Source organism: Gemella sp., assembly GCF_057272915.1.
In genome coordinates, this window is record NZ_DBHIUF010000004.1 from 99,138 (window position 1) to 118,220 (window position 19,083).

The 19,083-nt window shown below is 30.2% G+C and carries 18 protein-coding genes; 1 reads left to right on the forward strand and 17 read right to left on the reverse strand.

Annotation, left to right across the window (positions count from 1 at the left end):
• Positions 1-3: 3 nt before the first annotated feature.
• From ACO6OL_RS02985 to ACO6OL_RS03045, 13 genes are all read right to left on the reverse strand, one after another.
• Positions 4-1,227: an O-antigen ligase family protein gene (locus ACO6OL_RS02985; protein ID WP_485502076.1), complete on the reverse strand. Its 1,224-nt coding sequence runs from the start codon at positions 1,225-1,227 to the stop codon at positions 4-6.
• 11 nt (positions 1,228-1,238) lie between these two features.
• A complete protein-coding gene (locus ACO6OL_RS02990) occupies positions 1,239-2,192 on the reverse strand; it encodes a glycosyltransferase family 2 protein (protein WP_485502077.1) in 954 nt (317 codons plus the stop codon).
• A gap of 14 nt (positions 2,193-2,206) precedes the next feature.
• On the reverse strand, positions 2,207-3,259 hold the full coding sequence (locus tag ACO6OL_RS02995; protein ID WP_485502078.1) for a glycosyltransferase family 4 protein: 1,053 nt from the start codon (positions 3,257-3,259) through the stop codon (positions 2,207-2,209).
• Positions 3,260-3,355: 96 nt separating this feature from the next.
• Positions 3,356-4,324: a capsular polysaccharide synthesis protein gene (locus ACO6OL_RS03000; RefSeq protein WP_485502079.1), complete on the reverse strand. Its 969-nt coding sequence runs from the start codon at positions 4,322-4,324 to the stop codon at positions 3,356-3,358.
• The gene (locus ACO6OL_RS03005; RefSeq protein ID WP_485502080.1) at positions 4,321-5,325 is read right to left on the reverse strand and encodes a glycosyltransferase family 2 protein; all 1,005 of its coding nucleotides are present in this window, start codon (positions 5,323-5,325) and stop codon (positions 4,321-4,323) included. Before ACO6OL_RS03005 ends, ACO6OL_RS03000 begins: the two co-directional genes overlap by 4 nt.
• 47 nt (positions 5,326-5,372) lie before the next feature.
• Positions 5,373-6,164: a DUF4422 domain-containing protein gene (locus ACO6OL_RS03010; protein WP_314397628.1), complete on the reverse strand. Its 792-nt coding sequence runs from the start codon at positions 6,162-6,164 to the stop codon at positions 5,373-5,375.
• 171 nt (positions 6,165-6,335) lie between these two features.
• A complete protein-coding gene (locus tag ACO6OL_RS03015; protein ID WP_485502081.1) occupies positions 6,336-7,700 on the reverse strand; it encodes a sugar transferase in 1,365 nt (454 codons plus the stop codon).
• A gap of 24 nt (positions 7,701-7,724) precedes the next feature.
• Positions 7,725-8,429, reverse strand: coding sequence for a polysaccharide biosynthesis tyrosine autokinase (locus ACO6OL_RS03020; RefSeq protein ID WP_485502082.1), 705 nt, complete (start codon positions 8,427-8,429; stop codon positions 7,725-7,727).
• 11 nt (positions 8,430-8,440) lie between these two features.
• A complete protein-coding gene (locus ACO6OL_RS03025; protein WP_485502083.1) occupies positions 8,441-9,142 on the reverse strand; it encodes a YveK family protein in 702 nt (233 codons plus the stop codon).
• Positions 9,143-9,161: 19 nt separating this feature from the next.
• Positions 9,162-9,905 (reverse strand): CpsB/CapC family capsule biosynthesis tyrosine phosphatase, encoded by a 744-nt coding sequence (locus ACO6OL_RS03030; RefSeq protein ID WP_485502084.1) that lies wholly within the window; start codon positions 9,903-9,905, stop codon positions 9,162-9,164.
• On the reverse strand, positions 9,906-11,375 hold the full coding sequence (gene cpsA / locus ACO6OL_RS03035) for an LCP family glycopolymer transferase CpsA (protein WP_485502085.1): 1,470 nt from the start codon (positions 11,373-11,375) through the stop codon (positions 9,906-9,908).
• Complete coding sequence (locus ACO6OL_RS03040) at positions 11,356-12,231, reverse strand: diacylglycerol/lipid kinase family protein (RefSeq protein WP_485502086.1); 876 nt, start codon at positions 12,229-12,231, stop codon at positions 11,356-11,358. Before ACO6OL_RS03040 ends, cpsA begins: the two co-directional genes overlap by 20 nt.
• A 509-nt stretch (positions 12,232-12,740) precedes the next feature.
• On the reverse strand, positions 12,741-13,244 hold the full coding sequence (locus ACO6OL_RS03045; protein ID WP_485502087.1) for a DUF4064 domain-containing protein: 504 nt from the start codon (positions 13,242-13,244) through the stop codon (positions 12,741-12,743).
• A gap of 451 nt (positions 13,245-13,695) precedes the next feature.
• Between ACO6OL_RS03045 and ACO6OL_RS03050 the strand changes: the two genes are divergently transcribed.
• Positions 13,696-14,529, forward strand: coding sequence for a YwqG family protein (locus ACO6OL_RS03050; RefSeq protein WP_485502088.1), 834 nt, complete (start codon positions 13,696-13,698; stop codon positions 14,527-14,529).
• Between the two features lie 439 nt (positions 14,530-14,968).
• Here ACO6OL_RS03050 and ACO6OL_RS03055 read toward each other — a convergent pair whose 3' ends face one another.
• The 4 genes from ACO6OL_RS03055 to ACO6OL_RS03070 form a co-directional block, all read right to left on the reverse strand.
• On the reverse strand, positions 14,969-16,216 hold the full coding sequence (locus ACO6OL_RS03055; RefSeq protein ID WP_485502089.1) for a glycosyltransferase: 1,248 nt from the start codon (positions 16,214-16,216) through the stop codon (positions 14,969-14,971).
• Between the two features lie 3 nt (positions 16,217-16,219).
• Positions 16,220-16,630, reverse strand: a complete 411-nt coding sequence (locus tag ACO6OL_RS03060) for a glycosyltransferase family protein (RefSeq protein ID WP_485502090.1) — start codon at positions 16,628-16,630, stop codon at positions 16,220-16,222.
• Positions 16,631-17,812, reverse strand: coding sequence for a glycosyltransferase family 52 (locus ACO6OL_RS03065; protein ID WP_485502091.1), 1,182 nt, complete (start codon positions 17,810-17,812; stop codon positions 16,631-16,633). It lies immediately after the preceding gene.
• Between the two features lie 649 nt (positions 17,813-18,461).
• Positions 18,462-18,836: a PD-(D/E)XK nuclease family transposase gene (locus ACO6OL_RS03070; protein ID WP_485502092.1), complete on the reverse strand. Its 375-nt coding sequence runs from the start codon at positions 18,834-18,836 to the stop codon at positions 18,462-18,464.
• Positions 18,837-19,083 lie beyond the last annotated feature (247 nt).

Below are 19,083 nucleotides of genomic sequence, written 5' to 3' on the forward strand. Positions count from 1 at the left end.
ATATCAAACTATATCTCTTATAGTTTCTTCATTTTTAACTTCTCCCACTATTATTGTTGCATATATCATACCAATAACAAATAAAAATATATATGTATCAACAAAAATTGTTGTAACCATAAGTGTAATAATCATACATAAGAAAAATTTTAAATCATATGAATATTTTCTTTTTATAAAAATATATAATATCGGGAAAAAATAAAACATTATCAGCAAAATTCCTCCCTGTGCAGAGATAACAAATAAACTATTACTATAACCTAAGTTATCTCGTATTGTAGTATCCATATTTCTTTGAATATTAGTTAAACCGTTTGTAAATCCTGAACCCAAAAATAGATTTTCTTTCCAAGTGATCAAACCTGCATTATAGTCGTCAAAGCGAATACTAGCTGAACCACTTATTGACTTATTATCCCATAATTCCATTAATAAAAACATAACAATTGTAGTACAAAATATTGAAATGTACTTTAATAACCCTTTGACTTTAATTATAAACATATATATTACTAAAAATCCTAAAACAAAAACCCCTGTAGTTGATGTAGTTGTGATAATAGTAACAATCAGTATCCAAGTGCTTAAGTTAATTCTCTTTAATATTAATATTTGGAATAGTAACGCTATACATAGCGATAAATTAAACATCGGTGCTTCTGGATAAATTCCACTGTTTCTTATAATTACATTACCAAAGACTTCAATCTGCTGCGTATCAAAATGAAGATAATAGTAATTATCTATTACCCCATCTGCCCAATATGATGTTATCACATTAGAAGGATGAACGATTTTTAAAATACTTCCTAAACTCCAAAAAAACAATGATATTATACTTAATATTACACTTATTCTTACATATTTCTCCAATATTCGTACTATACTTTTTCTGTAATATAGTATTACTAAAACAAGAAACATTATAGGATAATATAAATAATAATATACATTAGTTATACTTAATAATTTTTCTCTATTACTTATTTTTATTAAAGATACAACGAAAATAAATATACTTATGACAATCATTGTTTTATACAAAACTTGTTTCGATATACTTGTATTCACAATCATATATAATAATGATATTAATATTACTATATTTAAAACAATATTAAAAGAATTAAAAAAATCACTATATTGATATACTGTATTTGAGGTTAACAATAATGATCCCACTAGAAAATATTCCATTAGTGAATTAATATTTTTATTACTCATATACTACCCCCTTATTTTAGAACATTTTTCAATAAATAATAAGCATTATTTGATATCATAAATATTGTTGCTTGAATTTTTCTTTTCATAGATACTTTATCATTTAAAAGTAGACTAATATAGTAGGGTGCTATTAATTTTTTTATTTTCTTTACATCCTTTTTACTACTTTTTATAGCCATATTACTTAAAAGAAATGAACCAATAAACCTTTTTGAATTTAACGCCTTCAATATTTCTTGATTATTCTCATAATATTTTTTTATTACTAATTCATTATTATCTATTGCCGAAAAATAATCATACTGTTTTTCAGAAAAAGGTGAATTTACTATACTATTCTCTCTCTGATAATAATTGTATGTTTCTTCCTGAGTTATAACTATTTTTTTCATATTTTTTAATAAATCTGCCACTATAAATAGATCTTCATATATTTTCCCCTTTGGAAATGGTACATCCAATAGATACTCGCGTTTAAATAACTTTCCACATGCAGACACTGTAGCAATTTCATTATAGTACATCAGTTCCAAAGCTTCTTTATTACTACATTCATAGACATTATTATTTCTTTCTTTTTTATTATTAATTTCATGGTTATACACAACTTTAATATTAGTAGCAACTAAATCAGCATTATATTCCTTTTGTAAACCATACATTAACTCTAATGTATAATCCTCTATGAAATCATCAGGATCTAAAAATGTAATAAATTCCCCTTCACTCTTGTTTACTCCAAAATTTCTAGCATCTGATAGTCCACCATTTTCTTTATGATACACTCTAACAAAATCATAATCTTCTGAATACCTATTACATAATTCTCCAGAATTATCAGTCGAACCATCATTAACTAATATAATTTCAAAATTATTATATGTCTGTTTTAATAAACTTTCCATAGCATAATGCAAATATTCTTCTACATTATAAACTGGTATAATAATACTAATTTTCATTTCTATCACTTTCTTTAATTTTTATTTTCTTTAATTATTTTCTTTATAATTTTAAATATTTCTATCTGAATCTGTCTATTAGAATAGTATTTTGCAAGTGAATCTATCTTAAAATCTAATTTATCTAAACAGTTCGAAGATTCCAAAATTATATTTTCTATTTCTTTTTCAGTTTCATCATCTATTTTAGTCAATAATCTTGATGTCTCCTTATTAACTACTTCAGAAATAACACCAACATCACTAACTATTATATATAACCCGTTCGCCATAGCTTCTAACATACTAATGGGTAATGTTTCATCTTTATAATAAGAAGGAAGAATAAAATAATGCATTTTTTCTAACAAGTATTTTTTCTCCATACTATATACACCACTTATATATTCCACATTTGTTAGTGAAGAAATCTCATTTTTAAATTTCTTTTCTAATTTTTCATCAAAAAATTTCCCAGAGAAATAAAAGTTAAAATCGTGATTATTTTCCATTTTTTTCGCTAAATTAAGCACGATATTATATCCTTTGGCTTCTATCATATTGCTAAAGAAAACTATATTTCTTCTATTACTTAAAAATTTTTCTGATAATTTTTTAGGTTCTATAAATAGATATTCATCTATTCCATTTCTAACAATTTCAAATTTACTATCTTCAACACCTAGTAATTTAAACATATCCTTAGACTTTTCACCTAAAACAATAATTTTATTTACTTTAGAATATATATACTTATTTATTAGTTTTATAAATATATTGCTCTCAATAACTTTTCCAAATGCACTATTATGGAAATGAGTTATTATTTTTCTTTTTCTAGAAATCATTACAAATAAATATACTGTATCTCTTATATTACCAAAAATTGAACCTGATGGTGTGAAATAATATAACTCTGCTTCAGATTTTAGAATCTTCCTTATACTTGAAATAAATTTCTTATTATCTGTTATATCAATTTCCTCTAATTTTTCTGTATTTTCTTTCAAATATACTAAAGTATCATTTATAGCTTTACCTAATCCAGTTTGCTTGTTTTTAATTTGACCTATGAATGCTATCTTCATAATATGACAATCCTCTTTTTTCTATTATAATTTCATTTTAGTACTATTTAACAAATATTTAAAAATCAGAAAAAACAACAAATTACCAATTCTGTATCACAACTTATTTTCTATAAGCATACTATAATAGGTTTGTTTATTTTTTTTTATTAAAATCTTGTAACTACATTTAAATATTCTTGTATCTTCTAGAATTTCATTCCAATTTTCTCTATTAAATGTATTAGAAAAATTATCCACTAGATAATATAGTTTTTTATTATTATCTAACACACTATCCACCTGTAATTTTATTTCATCAATATTTTTATATCCTATTTCCATTAAGTAGTCAATCAAATAGTAATCGATTGGACTATCGTACAATCTATAATACTCTAGTTGTATCTTTTTTAAGAAATCAAAAACAATATTGTTTTTCTCTCCAGCGAGACAAAATAATGCCCATCTCCCATTAGAAACATACCTAGGGTAATATTCAGTTCCTGAAGCTCTTATCGTATAAAATTTACTTTCTAAATATTCTAGTTTTTCTGAACAATCCAAGTATATTGTAGAATCTAACCATACTCCCCCATATTCTGATAGAAGTATAGTTCTTATAATATCAGAGTACTTAATGGCATCTATCTTTCCTGTATTATATTTTTCTACTAATTCTATTGGCATATCCACAAAATCATAGAGATTTTTTTCATCTAATAATATATAATTATATCCATATTTTTGAGCATATTTTTTTTGACTTTCTATAGTTTTCTTTACAATTATAGGCGCATTTTCATATCCTTGTAACCAAAGAGAGAATATATATTTTTCCTCGTTATCTTTGTTTACATCATTATTATACGTGTAAGCTTCTAAAAATTTTTCTAAATTTACTTCCAAAATATTAATTATATCATTGTGCTTTTTCCTATAAAATTCTATAACTTTTTTTTCAAAAAAACTAAATTTTGCTAATCTAGAAAATAGAATTTCTAAAATCCTATTATTAGCTATTTTAAACGAGAATTTTTTATTCAAGTATATATATTCTTGTATTATATTCATTATTTTATTCATTTTTTTCTCCAGTTAAAATATACTTTCGCTATTTTAAACAATTTATAATTATATTTTCTAATTAGATTCAACTGTTTTAACTTCATATCATTAATAAGATTAATATTTATATTATAGATATCCCTTTCAAATTCAATTAGTTCTTTTTTAGCTTCTTCTGCGTTCTCTATCGAAAAATAAATCGTCCATTGTTTTTTTATTAAGTTTTTTATTAATTTTAACAGGATATTTTTTCGGATTTCTGATGTGCTAATACTTGTATAAAATCTTACTATATTTAATATCACCTTTTTATGCATTTCTCTATTTCGAATATAGCTATCATCACTTACACTTTGAGTTGTAGTACCTAGTCTATATCTATATATTGGAGTATTCAAACAGACAATTGATTCTACATAAGGAAGAATTAAACTTATATACTCCATATCTACATAAAACATTTTCTCCGATAATCTTATATTATTATCTTTCAATATTGCAGTTTTTATCGTTATTGTATGCATACCTACTGTTTGTTTTATTAGACTATAAAATTCATCGGCTGAATATTGTTTTCTGTCTTCGACATTTATAAACTCATTATACTCTTCCTCACGTATTATACTTCCTATTGAATCTACATATACACGATAGTAAGGTGATAAAACCTCATCTACATCTGTTTGCATTAAATACTCTATTAATGTATCTAGATTTTCTGTATTAACCCAGTCGTCTGCATCAACTACTTTAAAGTATTTTCCTATCGCATATTCTATACCCGTGTTTACAGCTGATCCATGTCCACCATTTTCTTTATCTATGACTCTGATTGAATTAGGATTATTATTTTTCAACTCATATGCTACTTCTTTAGTTAAGTCTGCAGAACCATCATTAACAATTATTAAATCTATCAAATCTATATATTTTGAATTTAAAATTGTTGGTATAGTTTCGAGTAGATATTTCTCTGCATTATATGATGGTACTGCTATTGTTAATACTTTATTTTCCACTATTTTCCTCCTATTATCTATAAATCATTTTCTCAATATATATTTATCTAAAAACTCTCTTTATATTTCTTTTTGAAAAACTTCGCTTTTAAGAATGCTCCACCCTTTTTTAACCAATCTACTTCAAAAGCATCAAAAAATGGTACTTCTTTAACTTTATATTTCTTCTCTACTAACCAAACATTGAATAGAAGTTCACTCACTCTTCCAAATAATCTTGCTTCGAAAGCTGTAAGATTAAAAACATCTATTCTATTTTGTAATTCGAATAAAATTGGGAATAGCCATGCACAATATTCATCAAGTAGTTCTTTCTTCATAATAAACATATTGAACATATAACCACTAGTTCGTTTCATCACTTTATCAAATACATCAATATACTCTGGTGTCATCTCTGAAATGATATCTCTTGCTTTATCTAGATGACTACCATCAAGTGTATTTGCATAGTGATCATAAAGTGTTTCGATATAATATTTTCTTAATTTTGGAACTAGTATATCTGCTTCCCTCAGATATCGTTCTGTACTTTCTTTATCTAGAACTATTTCATTTATATCCATACCCTCTTTATATTTCACTTTTTTAGTACTGAAATATCTACGGTAATGATCTAATCCAATATACTCTGCATCTAAATTTTTCCACGCCCAATATACACCTGTTAATTCACAAAAGTATGGATTTAAACATGATATATTTTCACCAATATTATCTTTTTGATAACCTAGTTCTCCTTTACCTTCAGCACCTACATGAATAGGTAGGTATATTTCATCTTTAGGAGGAGTAAACTCTTTATGCGTTGCTATTAATATTTTAATTTTTGTAGACAAATTTAATCCTCTCACTTCCATTTTATCAATTTTTATGTTAATATATCCATATTCACTTATATAAGTCTGTGTTTTAGTTTGGCGACGAAACACAGTCTTTTTTATTTTTATCAGAACAAGGAGCGGTTGTATATACTTATATAGCCACTCCCTATTTTTACTTTTCCCGTATTATTTACTTCCCTCTCTTTTTAGGACAACCATTATAGTACGAACTATAATTTTTATGTCCAGTCTTAGCGACCAATTTTCGATATATTTCATATCTAGTTTGACTACTTCTTCAAAATCAAGAATATTACTTCTTCCACTAACCTGCCACATTCCCGTAATACCTGGTTTTACCTGCATACGTTTGAAGTGATGAAGATCATACTGCGTATATTCATCAACTGTCGGAGGTCGTGTCCCTACAACACTCATATCTCCTTTAAGGACGTTGATAAACTGTGGAAGTTCATCCAATGACCAATCTCTTAACTTTTGTCCAAATGGAAAGACTCTAGGATCATTATCCATTTTAAACATTAACGTCGTCTCTAACTCGTTTTGACTAAGTAATTTTGCTTTCCTTTCCTCTGCGTCCATATACATACTTCTAAATTTATATATTTTGAACTTTTTACCATTTTGACCTATTCTCGTTTGAGTGAATATAAGTGGTCCTGGGGCTTGTTTTTTCACTATTGGTAGTATTATTATTCCAACAAGAATTGTTAATAGTATTCCCGCTATTGAAATTGCTATATCCATAACTCTCTTCAGAATTATCTGGCGCAGTGTTGCAATTTTTATAGCTGATGTTAGGTAAATATTATCCCCTTGGAAGGTAACCACTGTATTCGCCCCAACCTCTTTTATAATCGGGGTGATATTGATTTTTGTAGGTATACCAAGCACTTCAAAAATCTTAAAAATCTCGACCAAACTAGTCTGTGATGATAAATTGGCATATATTTCATCAACCCTGTGACAAGATAAAAAATCTCTAATTTCACTTATATTATGAACTACAGGCTTATCATTATAAAAATCCTCTTTTGAAGTGTTAGCGTATGCCAACACCTCATAATTATCTGGAAGTTCACCAATTGTACCTAAATCACAAAAGTCAGATAATATTATAATATTACGACTATCATCTCGATATTGATTATTTATTCTTTTAGAAATAGTTCTTACACAATAAATAAAAACAAAAGATAAAATTAAATAAATAATCCATTCAAAACTCTTCATCATGTTAAAGAAATCATTACTATTAATTACCACTAAAAACAATGTGAATAATGAAACAACTTTTAGGACATATAACGATGTAGTCTTAACTTCCTTAAGATAACCTCGTTCAGATATTGTCCAGTATTCTTCCGACATAAGCGCCACAAGAATACCGATAATATTCATAGCAATAAAGAAGTATAAGTTATCTTTTGATTTCGATTGAAAATCAAAACTAAGGATATAGGCTAAAGATAAAGCTATTAAATCGGTCACCAAGAACAAAAACTTATTATTTCTTCTTATATAATACATCTTGTTCTCCTCTTAATTTAATATCTATTTTTTACCTTTTTTTCCATGTTCTCCATAGCTACCATAGTACCCGTAATAACCACCATAACCAAGTTCATTTGAGCTAACTTTGTTTAAGATTACTCCTAAGAATTCTGCTCCACCTTTTTCAAGTTGTTCTTTACATTTTTCTAGACTTTTTTTCTTAACACGATTTGCTTCCACTACCATTACTACCCCATCAGTCTTAGGTGCCACGATAGCCGCATCTATTACCTGACCAACTGGTGGTGTATCGATAATTACATAGTCGTAATATTCTCTAAATACTTCGATCATAATGTTGAAGTTCTTGTTTTGTAGTAATCCTGTTGGATTCGGTGGTACTTGCCCCGCTGGAATAACATTAAGATGTTCCACATCAGTTTCATAAATAACGTCCTCTATTGGAGATACCCCTGATAGGTAATTTGATAATCCACTAATTTTGTGTTTAAATTTAAAACGTCCTGCCATAACTGATTTACGCGTATCGGCATCAACTAACATAGTTTTTAATCCTAGCTTCGCTAATGAGATTGCTAAGTTAGTCGATACAGTACTCTTTCCTTCATTCTCTGAAGTTGACGTTATCGCGATTACTTTTTTGTCTTTCCCTAAAAATTGGATATTTGTACGTAAGGCGTTAAAATATTCATCATTTTTAGGATCTACTATTTTTTGGTTTGTTAGTAAATTAATTTGTGCCATGTATTTTCACCTTATCTCTTTCCTGTTTTTGTATCTGGAACTACCCCTAAAAGCACTAATCCCATTGTTTCTTCAATATCTTCTGCTCGTTTAACTCTATCATCTAGTAACTCAAATAACACTACTCCAGCCACAGCTAAGATAAATCCTAATGCTGTCGCTAAAATTCCATTTCTAGGAATATTTGGAGAGCTTGGAGAGTTAGCTGCTTTGGCTTCTTCTAATGTTGTTACGTCTTCGATTTTCGTTACTTCTTTAATTTGGTCTGCTGATACCTCTTTTACAATATTCGCTAATTCACTCGCTACTTGTGGATCTTTATCTTGAACAGTGATTGAGATAATACGTGTATCTTTTGGTGCTTCTACACTAACTTTTTTCGCTAATTCTTTTGCAGTAATATCCGTTCCGCTTTTCTCTGCCGCATCTTCCATAACCCTGTTAGAAAGAATAATCTCTTTATAGTCTTTTACTAATAATGACCCTAATTGAACATCTTGTGTAGTAATTGCTTTCTTCTCATCCTTCGTTTGGTTAACTACATATACTTTTGTAGTAGATGAATATTGCGGTGTTACTAAGAATATGCTAACCGCAAGTGATACCGCCGTGAATAGTAATGTTACTAGTACTATTAATACCTTCTTCTCCCAAATTCTTCTTAACAGTAGCATAATATCTAACTGTATTAAATCTTTTTCTTGATTATCCATTATAATATTTTTCCTCTCTTTATATTATTTTATTCATTAGTAGTTTTTCTTGATTTTTTTCAAATAATTCATAAGCTATTGTCGGTCCGTATTTCTTCTCGATAATATCGTACGCTTCTTTCATATACGTTCTTCGAGAATCCATGTTGTGCATGTCGCTTGCGATGAAATGAACTAACTCTTCATCTAAGTATTTTTTAGCACGTTTTTTGTAATGCTTGTGTTTATCACCAAGTAATTTTGGTTTTAGAACACTAGCTGCATTAACTTGGATATACACACCCATGTTAATTAACTCTTGAACACCTTTTTCATCTACATCGTTATATCTTTCAACATGTGCTACTACTGGTGTTAATCCAAGTAGTATAACCTTGTTCAATGCTCTATGGATTTCTTTATAACGCATTTCATAAGGGAATTCTACAAGTACATAGTCTGTTTCCGCTAATCGAGGGTATTCCCCACTTTCAATCTTAGCGATTTCCCCTTCTTTATAGTAGACTTCGCTACCTAAGTATACTCTTAGATCTTCAGCTACTTCAGCAGCGATTTCTTCTACTCGCTTGAAGTTTTCTCTTATTATTTCTATGTCTGTTTCGAACATTCCACGTCTTCTGTGAGGTGTTGCGATAATAGTTCTAACACCTTGTCTATAACTTTCTTCTAGTAAATCACGAGTATCTTTTTCAGTTTTTGCACCGTCATCCACTCCGAAGACAACATGGGAATGTATGTCTATCATTCTAACCCCGTCTTTCATCTACTTACCTTCCAATACTTCTTTAATATTTTCTGTAACTTCTTTTAAACTTTGTTCATTGATCTGTGTCATATATAATGTAGCTCCAGGCATTGCATATGATGGTAAGCCCATGCTTCCTGTTCCTGTTAATGCTTGTGATGTTACATTATAATCTTTACCTGCACTAAGCTGTTCATTCGCAAGCCCCATAGCTGTTTCTATTGGCATATTTGTCTGAATTGATTCACTTAGTTCTTTAATAATACTTTGATAATTTGATAAACCTTGTTTTGAAGTTAGTTTTTTAATTATCGCTGTAATAACCTTCTCTTGGTTTTTACCTCGGTCATTATCTCCACCTGTAAGACCATATCTTTCACGAACGAACATTAAAGCATCTTCAGAATTCATATGTAATAAACCTGGTTGGAAAGCTTTTTTTCCGCCATACGATACAAACGCCTGATCATTATACACATCTACCCCTCCAACTATATCAATAAGTTTTAAGAATGATGTGAAATTAAGTCTAGCATAGTAATCTATTTTAATACCGTATAGATTTTCTAGTGTATGTATTGAAGAATCTACCCCATACAGACCTGCGTGTGTAAGTTTGTCGTATTGGTTATTTCCACCATCAGCGATTTTCACATAAGAATCACGTGGTGTTGTAGTTAATAAGATTTTTCCAGTTTTTTTGTTAACCGTCATAATAATATTAACGTCTGAACGGCTAACACTTGACACCGGTCCATACGTGTCGATACCACTTATATACACGTTGAATGTGTCACCTGCATTTTGTTTTGCTTTCGCATTTACTGATTTTTTTATTTTAAATTCATAGATTTTTTTCGTTTTATCTTTAAAATCTGCATGTTGGCTAGTAATAAGATCTTCGAACGAGCTATTAAGAATCATTGCTCTGCTAGTTCCTGCGGCTAATTCTTCATAAGCTGAGATGTAGTTTTTAGATTCCGTAAGGTTTAGACTTTGTTTTTCTTTATCGCGAATCTCTTTCATCAGTTTATTAATATTTTCACCATCTACAGATACCGGAGCTGCTACTGCCTCTCCTTTTAAGTCGGCAAGTTTTTCAGCTGCATCGTTTTTCATAACAACAACGCTCATCGTGTACTCACTCACCGCTGCATTACTGTTTAAGTTGTCGAATAAGCCGATTGCCGTTCTAAACTGCATGTAAGAAAATATCAAGGCTATATTCATAACAATCAACATTATCGCATTGAATATTCTCGCTTTTTTCTTAATTACGAGGAATATCGCAAGTACTACCGCTAAAACTATTACTCCGATTATCCCATAGTTAATTCCTCTAAAATTTAGAAAGTCATATTTTAGCATCGTCCAACTTACTAACCCTCCAAGTATAATTAGTAAAATAGTCAGTATCCCATTGACAATCTCGAAAGCTCCTATGCTATCCTCGTGTCTTCTATTTCGACTACTTGAATTTCTTCTCATTTTTCTCCATCCTCTTCAATTTATAAAATTTGCTAATACAGCTTAGATTTAATTTCTCCTCACTGTCTATTAATTCTCCATCAATTTGAAAGTATCTCTGATTTGTCTTTATAGTTAATCTATCCGTCGTTATTTGTTTAACTTTCCTCAGTTTATTATGTTTTTTAAGAAGCAGACATATATAATTATAAATAAAAGTTATTAAAGACATATTTTCCATTATCATAACGTGAAGTTTTCCATCTTGACCTGTCGCATCCGGTGCAAATTTTATCCCGCCACCTTCATAAGGTTGAACCATCGCATTAAGCAAGTACAACTTGTCTGTTTCGATTTCTCCGTCGTCCCATGAGATTTTCGCTTTATATTTTTTCAGCATTAAAATACCTATTACTCCTTTAAGAAGATAGATATGCTTTCCTAGATATTTCTTCATCTTTGAGCCATTGGCTCTCTTTATAACGTCAGCATTAAACCCTATATCAAATCCCGAACAGAATTTTCTATCGTTAACAACACCTACATCATATTCAATAAACTTTTTTGAATCTAATAATCGACTTATTTCAACATCTTTTTTGAACCTTATAGATCTAGCAAGATCATTCCCCGAACCATATGCAAGATAGATAATCTCTTTACCATGATAGTTATTTATCACTTCGTTAATAGTTCCATCGCCCCCGATGACTATCAACTCATTTCCATGAATTTTATTCATAAGGCTTTCTGCATTGTTGTTCTTCGATGTTTTTAACACTCTGTAAGGCAACTTCTTTTCTTGCAAAACTTGTTCTATTTTATCAAGTTCAATAAGACTTTTCTTACTTCTAGAATTAACTATTATTTCAATCATATTCCAATCCTATACAGAAAATACTTTATCTTAATAATTATACTATAAAAAACAATATTTATCAAAGATTTATCTATTTAAAACCTTTTAAAACAATAGAATTCTTTAGTTTTCACTGACTATTTCTATCTATTATGATTTATTAATAAAGTTTAGTTATACAAAATTATTTTTTATATTTAGAGAATCTCCACATTAAATTTAATTTTTAACTTTTACGAACTCTTTCTCAGCAAAAACTATTTCAAAATAAAAAAACTATCCTATCTTTGGCGCATGAAGACAGTTTTAATCTTCGATGGTGCACATTTGATAAAATAGTTTATTGATTTCCTAGGGAGTGACTCAAAAATCGTGATTTCGTAGAAATCGATTTTATCGAGTCGCCCCCGCGCAGTTTATTAGATATCTAAAAAGCTTTCATAAAGCGAATTTAGATACCAATAAACCACTGCGTCTATGAGTTATCATATACACTTTTTTAAATTTAGACCTTTTAGGTCAGCCCCTTACATATACTCTAGTCTCTCTATCTCTGGTTTTTCAGAAGTTGTTTGTGTGAAATCTGAGTTATCGGTGTTTTTTGGCGCTCTTCTCGCGAATAACATAACTGCCACTACGAAGTATAATAAGTACACAGGAATTAGAACACCCGCTGTCATTAGTCCAACTAACACTGCCGAGATTAGGAATAAAATTCCTGAAACGATTCTTGCTCTCATAGTAAATGACGCTATCAAAGCAATCACTAACGCAATTATCGCCACTACTGCATATACTTTCACCGCAGTCACAAAAAGTGTTGTTATAGACATTCCTGAGCTCGTTAGAAATGCGGAAATTCCCTGATCTGCTGCTAAGCTACTTAACATAGGTTCAAGCTGTGGTTGTTGTAGTGCTGTTTCTAACTGCCCAGAAAATGCTCCAAGTGATACTAATCCTGTCATAAGTATCATAATAACATTCGCTATCCAAGCTAATATCTTTTCAATTTTTCTACTGAATGGTTTCATCAAATTCTCCTTTAGTTAATGTTATTGTTTTGATTATACCATAAATTACCATGGGAGGTGACCCAAAAATCCTAATTTTTAGAAAAAGTATATATAAAAACTCATAGGAACAGTATTTATTGATATATAAATTCACTTTAAAAAGCTTTTTAAATATCTAATAAACCTTACAGGACCTCGACAAAACCTTATTTCTTCAAAAGCGAGATTTTTGATTCACCCCCTACTTTATTAATCATTTTTTATAAAAATATATTGGAAATTCTTTCTGTTTATATGATAAATAAACTAATAGGATATATTTCATCATATTTTTCCTTTTCTCTACTTAAGACACTATCACTTTTCATTAACATAACCTCTATTTTCACATCTATTTCCTTGACTATGGTTAAATCTTTTCATATAATTTCAGAGAACATTTAATTAACATCATATACTGGAGGCTTTTATGATTACACTTGAGGATATTAATAAAGTTATAGAGAAAATAAAAAATGATAATACGCACGAATGCATCAATATCATGCTTGAAGAAAATAATAATCTTGGCATTACAGATAGTAAATTCGGTGGTATTCCGTATATCGCTAACGATTCTAATGTTCCTAAAGATTCTAACGACATACAGTTGTCCTTACTAGCTCAAATAAATTGTACTGAATTACCGGAGAATAATTTATATCCTAAAGTGGGATTATTACAATTTTGGATTAGCCGTAATGAGACCTTCGGATTGAATAATAGAGAAGATTATCGCGTAAAATACATTAAAGAAATCGAAGATGGCATAACAAATGAAGATGTTTTAAATAAGTATAATTTACTAAACGAAGATAATGACGAAGAATATTCACCTTTTAATAAAAAAAATACCTCTTTCGCCTTAAAATTTGAAAAAGGTATGTCATCTATTACTTCAAATGATTTTCAGTTTGAGGAGGTGGCACTACAGACTATTCAAGAATTATTTCCAAATGAAGATGTCAAAGATTTATACGATTACTTAGAGCAAGATATTTTTGATACGTTATTTAAGGCGTTTAACGGGGTTAATCACGCTATCGGCGCTTATCCTACATTTACTCAGTGGGATCCTAGAAATCCGGACGAACCAAACGCATACGACATTACTCTCCTACAAGTAGAAAGTCAGTGGAGCAACGACTCTAACGATGCTCAAATCATGTGGGGCGATTTTGGTGTTGCTAATTTCTTCATAAACAATGATAAATTAAAAAATCTAGACTTTGAAGATGTTTTATTCAACTGGGATTGTCTTTAGTAAACTAACTAGAGTTCTATAATCAGAGAGGGAGTGACTCAAAAATCGTGATTTCGAAGAAACAAGATTTTGTCGAGTCACCCCCGCACAGTTTATTAGATATCTAAAAAGCTTTTCTAAAGCGATTTTAGATATCAATAAACCACTGCGTCTATGAGTTCTCATATGAACTTTGTTACATTTTAGGACCTTCTTGTCAGCCTCTCCTCTTTGTGTGTATTACCTAAATTTTTCGAGACCTGTTCACAACTCAAAAATCGTGATTTCTTAAGAAACAAGATTTTATCGAGTTGCCCCCGCACTTGGCAAAGAGCCTCTAAAAAAATCCTTATTATGCATTTCTATAGAGAATCCACGTCTATAATTAGATTTCTTCTACAAGAAATTGCACCATAAGGATTTTTAATAATATGTATATTCGTTTGTTTTATAGATGTTTTTACTTTACTTTCAAAACTTCTATATAAGCATCTACTGCCTTTTGCCTTGTATATTCATTTGCAAATGTTGAAGATGGATATCCACCTTCTTCTTGATATTTTTTTAACAAAATCACTAACTCTTCAAACGAATTAAAAGTTTTAGTATTCTCACAGATACTTGCATAGTAGCTATGAGCTAAATCAACATTTGAAAGAAGACAGACTAAACCTTTCGATGATGCTTCTACTGCAGCATTTGCAAAACACTCACTAAGCGAGCAAGAAATATAACCCTCATGTTTCTCATAAGGTACCTCTTTTACAAACCCAGCGAACCTAACGTTTTCTGGTAGATTATCCTTCTTATATCCCTCCGGCAGATTACCATAAATAGTTAGCATACTTTCTGGCGTTCGTCTAAATGCTTCTATCGCTAGTTCGCATTTTTTTATTATCGTCATATTACCAACAATACACCAATCTTTTACTTTTGTATAAGTTTTATCCTTAACTTCTTCTACATACACTGGCGGCAAAAATCTAACCCGATCACTTCCAAGCCTCTCTTCTAAAATAGGACTCGCAACAATATTCTTACACCAACCTTGCAATACAAATTTCATAAACGGTGCAAGTATATCATAATGCGTATACGCAAATAATTCTCTTCTAGTATTTTGGAAAAATTTCCTCAACTGAAGTGGATACTCATTAATCATATCTATAACAAACTTATCGTTTGTCGTTGAATTTTCTGCTAAATATTCACTTACAAGTTGCCACTGTGATAATATTTCGTCAGTCTTTCTTACGTGGTATTGATGATAATTTTCCGAAGCATCACCTTCTAAGACTATCCCCTCTTTCCCATAAAGAATAAACTTATGTTCCTTCGGAATGTATTTATATAATAACTGCGAAGTGTAACATTCGATAACTCCATCTTTATAGAAAACAAGACCAACAAAACCTTCTTTAGTATATTCTACTGCCGCAACATTTTCTAATGTTTCCACAAATTTTCCATCAACACACGGCTTATCTCTAGCGATGTTAGATTTTTCTAAAATGACATGATAAAAATTCTTAAACCCTAAACTTTCAAGAGTCTCAACAAAATTAGGTACAAATTCATCAAAATTCGTAACAACCAATTGGTGCTCTATACCTATCTCTTCGAAAATATCTTGACGTGCCAATTGACTTCTTTCAAAGCCATAAATACGACAAGGTACTCCTTCTTTTATTGTAAACACTTTAACCATATTCTACTCCAATACATCCTGTAATCTTAACCCTCGACTCCTAGCAAGCCTACTTCTAAAAAGCATTTCCCTGTCATATTCATCCGATATCTTACAAAATACAGTTACAGTACCTAACACTAAAGCATTATCCTTAGTCACCATACGCGCCCACAAATGCCAATCTTCGAAACCACAGCTATTAAAATCATATCGTCCAGCCTGTTCATATGCTTCTTTTCTAAAAACAACAGCGGAATGATTGAAAATATTTTTATATGCCAACATCATCCACAACTTTTCTCCTGATAAATTATTAGAGACACTTCGCCTTATACCACCAACACAATCTCCTTCTATAACCTTTGAACCTATTACATCTAATCTAGGATTCAACTCCAATTCACTAAGAAGAAAGTCAAGATGCCACGGCAACTACTCATTCGTAGCATCTAACCTTGCTATATACTCCGCAGTCGATAGGGAAATACCAGCATCAAGAGCTTTAAAAATTCCCCCACTCTCAATCTTATAATAATTCACCCTACTATCTTCTAGATATTTTCTGCAAATTAGTTCTGTATCATCAGTCGAATCACCATCCACAATAATAAGTCTGAAATTATTGTGTACTTGATTCAGCACCGATTCTACAGCAGACGCTACAGTTGCTTGAGCATTGTGCACCGGTATGATAATATCTACTTTTCTATCTGATATCGGTAAGTCTATATATTCTATCCCAAAATCGTTTAACACCTGCGATTCATTTGTAGTCAAAAATGTTCTAAATCCTTTGACGCTTACTCCTGGAATGTCTTTTACCAAAAGGAGCGACGTAGAGTAAAAACCATAGACTTCTACATATTCATACTCAGTTAGCAACTTATATATATCCTCTTCAAAGCAAACATCCGTATTGACGTTATTTACATTTTCTAATTCCAAAGAAAATCGTGGATGAGGGTAGTATAAAACATCCCCCAGGCTAGTCAATGCTTTCTTAGTTAATTCTTTTGTAATCACTATATCCTTCTCATCAAAACAAGACCCTAATGCCTGCCCTAAAAATACTCTCACCGTTTTTCCATTATTCGCTCGAATAAAATCTTCTGGCTGTGTATTGAAATCTATTTTAATAAGTTTTGAATCTGGGAATACAGTGTTGCTATCAAAAATCGTATAGTGTCCTTGAGATAAGTTTACAACATTTTCTAAAGTCATACCGTTATGCGACACTATCCTTTGCTTATTAGCTGTATACATATTTGGTGCAATAACAGCAGTACTACCATCGTCAAAAGTGAATAATTGCATCGACTCAAAACTTAATATACTTAAAGCTATCGGATTATCTAGACTAGCGAGATAGAATTTCTCAATTTTTACTTTTCCTAGTTTTTTTCTAAGTTCAGAAACCCAGTTTTTATTTTCTATAAATAGCGTATCTTCGCAAAATTCCATCATTTTTGCTGCGTATATGTCCTGTCTCCTATCATGAGACATTTTCAAATAGATCCCTATAAATTTCTCTTTTATTGTTTTTACTATCTCTCGAGCTATCAGAACCTGAAATGGCGAAGTACAAAAAATAATATTCACAAATACATTCCTCACTTTTTTAATTATTTAAAGCCACTTATTCCTATAATCATAGCCTATTTTATCACGCTAAAAAAAGCTAGTCAATTAAATATTAACCGCCTCCTCTCTTTAACTATGAACACCCCCACTTTTACTCTAGAACACTTCTTATTATTCTTTATATTTCCTTTGCTTCTTCATCCATGTACAACAAATTTCTCTGGGAAATTAACTACTGAAAACTCTGTTATACCAAGACATCTTGCCTACTAAGAAGCTCTTCTATGTGCGAAACTTTTTTAACAACCCAAATTACAAACTTATTTCTTTACAGCTAATAAAGATAAACAACCACAAAACTCGTCTCAATTATTCTATAAAACGAACAGTAAATCCCTACCTGATACGTTCTATAAAAAACACAATCCCTACTCAACAATAAAAAAGGCGGGAGTTACTCAAAAATCGTTATTTCAAAGAAACAAGATTTTATCGAGTCAGCCCCGCCCTCATCAAATATTCAACTAAATCCTCTACCTCACTACTCGATTTCCCACGAGATTTTCGGAAAAATATAATCTTCTTTAAAAAGGGAACTCACTATTTCATCATTCCCTTTCAAAAAATCCTACAAATACGCCTCGAACTCTTGTTCTGTTATACCTAACTCCTCACATACCATCTATTTTGTCAGTATACCATTATTTACTAATCGAGCTATTGTTCTTATGTATTTTACTCTTTCAATATTATCATTAACCTGCTTACATAAATATGCCCAAATGCGATTAATAAAAAATACTTGCTTAACGAGCTGCACCTCGATAATTACCTGTGCGTGGTTATCGAGCTCAACTAGAATATCTACAGCTATATTAAAATCAGAATCTACATTGCTGTTGGCTGTAAAAATTTGATTTCCCTCAATTAATTTAGCACTTTTTGCGGGTAATTCGAAAATATCTTTTACAAATTGCAATGCTACAGTTTCATTACGAAATACTTTTTTAACAACTAAATCATAAATAGGCTTTATGTTTTTATGTCGTTCCTCCATTATGTTCTCCCCCTTGTTTGTATTAATTATAATTTTTTTAATTTTATTCTACCCTATTTTTAACTTTATTATACTAAAAAAAAAGCATTTTTTCTAATGATATCACTATTACAAATATGCTTCTCTGTGCAATATTTAAAAACACAAAAAACAAATAAAAAAGCAATACAGCAACTTCTCACGATAACTACACAAGAAAATCTCAGACAACTAGAATACACAACTTTCCTAAAAATAGCCCAAAATT

Excerpts from the sequence above, each read along its gene's own strand:
- ACO6OL_RS02995 (WP_485502078.1), bottom strand. The coding sequence starts at position 3,259 with ATGAAGATAGCATTCATAGGTCAAATTAAAAACAAGCAAACTGGATTA.
- cpsA (WP_485502085.1), bottom strand. The coding sequence starts at position 11,375 with ATGAGAAGAAATTCAAGTAGTCGAAATAGAAGACACGAGGATAGCATA.
- ACO6OL_RS03000 (WP_485502079.1), bottom strand. The coding sequence starts at position 4,324 with ATGAATAAAATAATGAATATAATACAAGAATATATATACTTGAATAAA.
- ACO6OL_RS02990 (WP_485502077.1), bottom strand. The coding sequence starts at position 2,192 with ATGAAAATTAGTATTATTATACCAGTTTATAATGTAGAAGAATATTTG.
- ACO6OL_RS03025 (WP_485502083.1), bottom strand. The coding sequence starts at position 9,142 with ATGGATAATCAAGAAAAAGATTTAATACAGTTAGATATTATGCTACTG.
- ACO6OL_RS03020 (WP_485502082.1), bottom strand. The coding sequence starts at position 8,429 with ATGGCACAAATTAATTTACTAACAAACCAAAAAATAGTAGATCCTAAA.
- ACO6OL_RS03050 (WP_485502088.1), top strand. The coding sequence starts at position 13,696 with ATGATTACACTTGAGGATATTAATAAAGTTATAGAGAAAATAAAAAAT.
- ACO6OL_RS03040 (WP_485502086.1), bottom strand. The coding sequence starts at position 12,231 with ATGATTGAAATAATAGTTAATTCTAGAAGTAAGAAAAGTCTTATTGAA.
- ACO6OL_RS03070 (WP_485502092.1), bottom strand. The coding sequence starts at position 18,836 with ATGGAGGAACGACATAAAAACATAAAGCCTATTTATGATTTAGTTGTT.
- ACO6OL_RS03030 (WP_485502084.1), bottom strand. The coding sequence starts at position 9,905 with ATGAAAGACGGGGTTAGAATGATAGACATACATTCCCATGTTGTCTTC.
- ACO6OL_RS03015 (WP_485502081.1), bottom strand. The coding sequence starts at position 7,700 with ATGTATTATATAAGAAGAAATAATAAGTTTTTGTTCTTGGTGACCGAT.
- ACO6OL_RS03055 (WP_485502089.1), bottom strand. The coding sequence starts at position 16,216 with ATGGTTAAAGTGTTTACAATAAAAGAAGGAGTACCTTGTCGTATTTAT.
- ACO6OL_RS03045 (WP_485502087.1), bottom strand. The coding sequence starts at position 13,244 with ATGAAACCATTCAGTAGAAAAATTGAAAAGATATTAGCTTGGATAGCG.
- ACO6OL_RS02985 (WP_485502076.1), bottom strand. The coding sequence starts at position 1,227 with ATGAGTAATAAAAATATTAATTCACTAATGGAATATTTTCTAGTGGGA.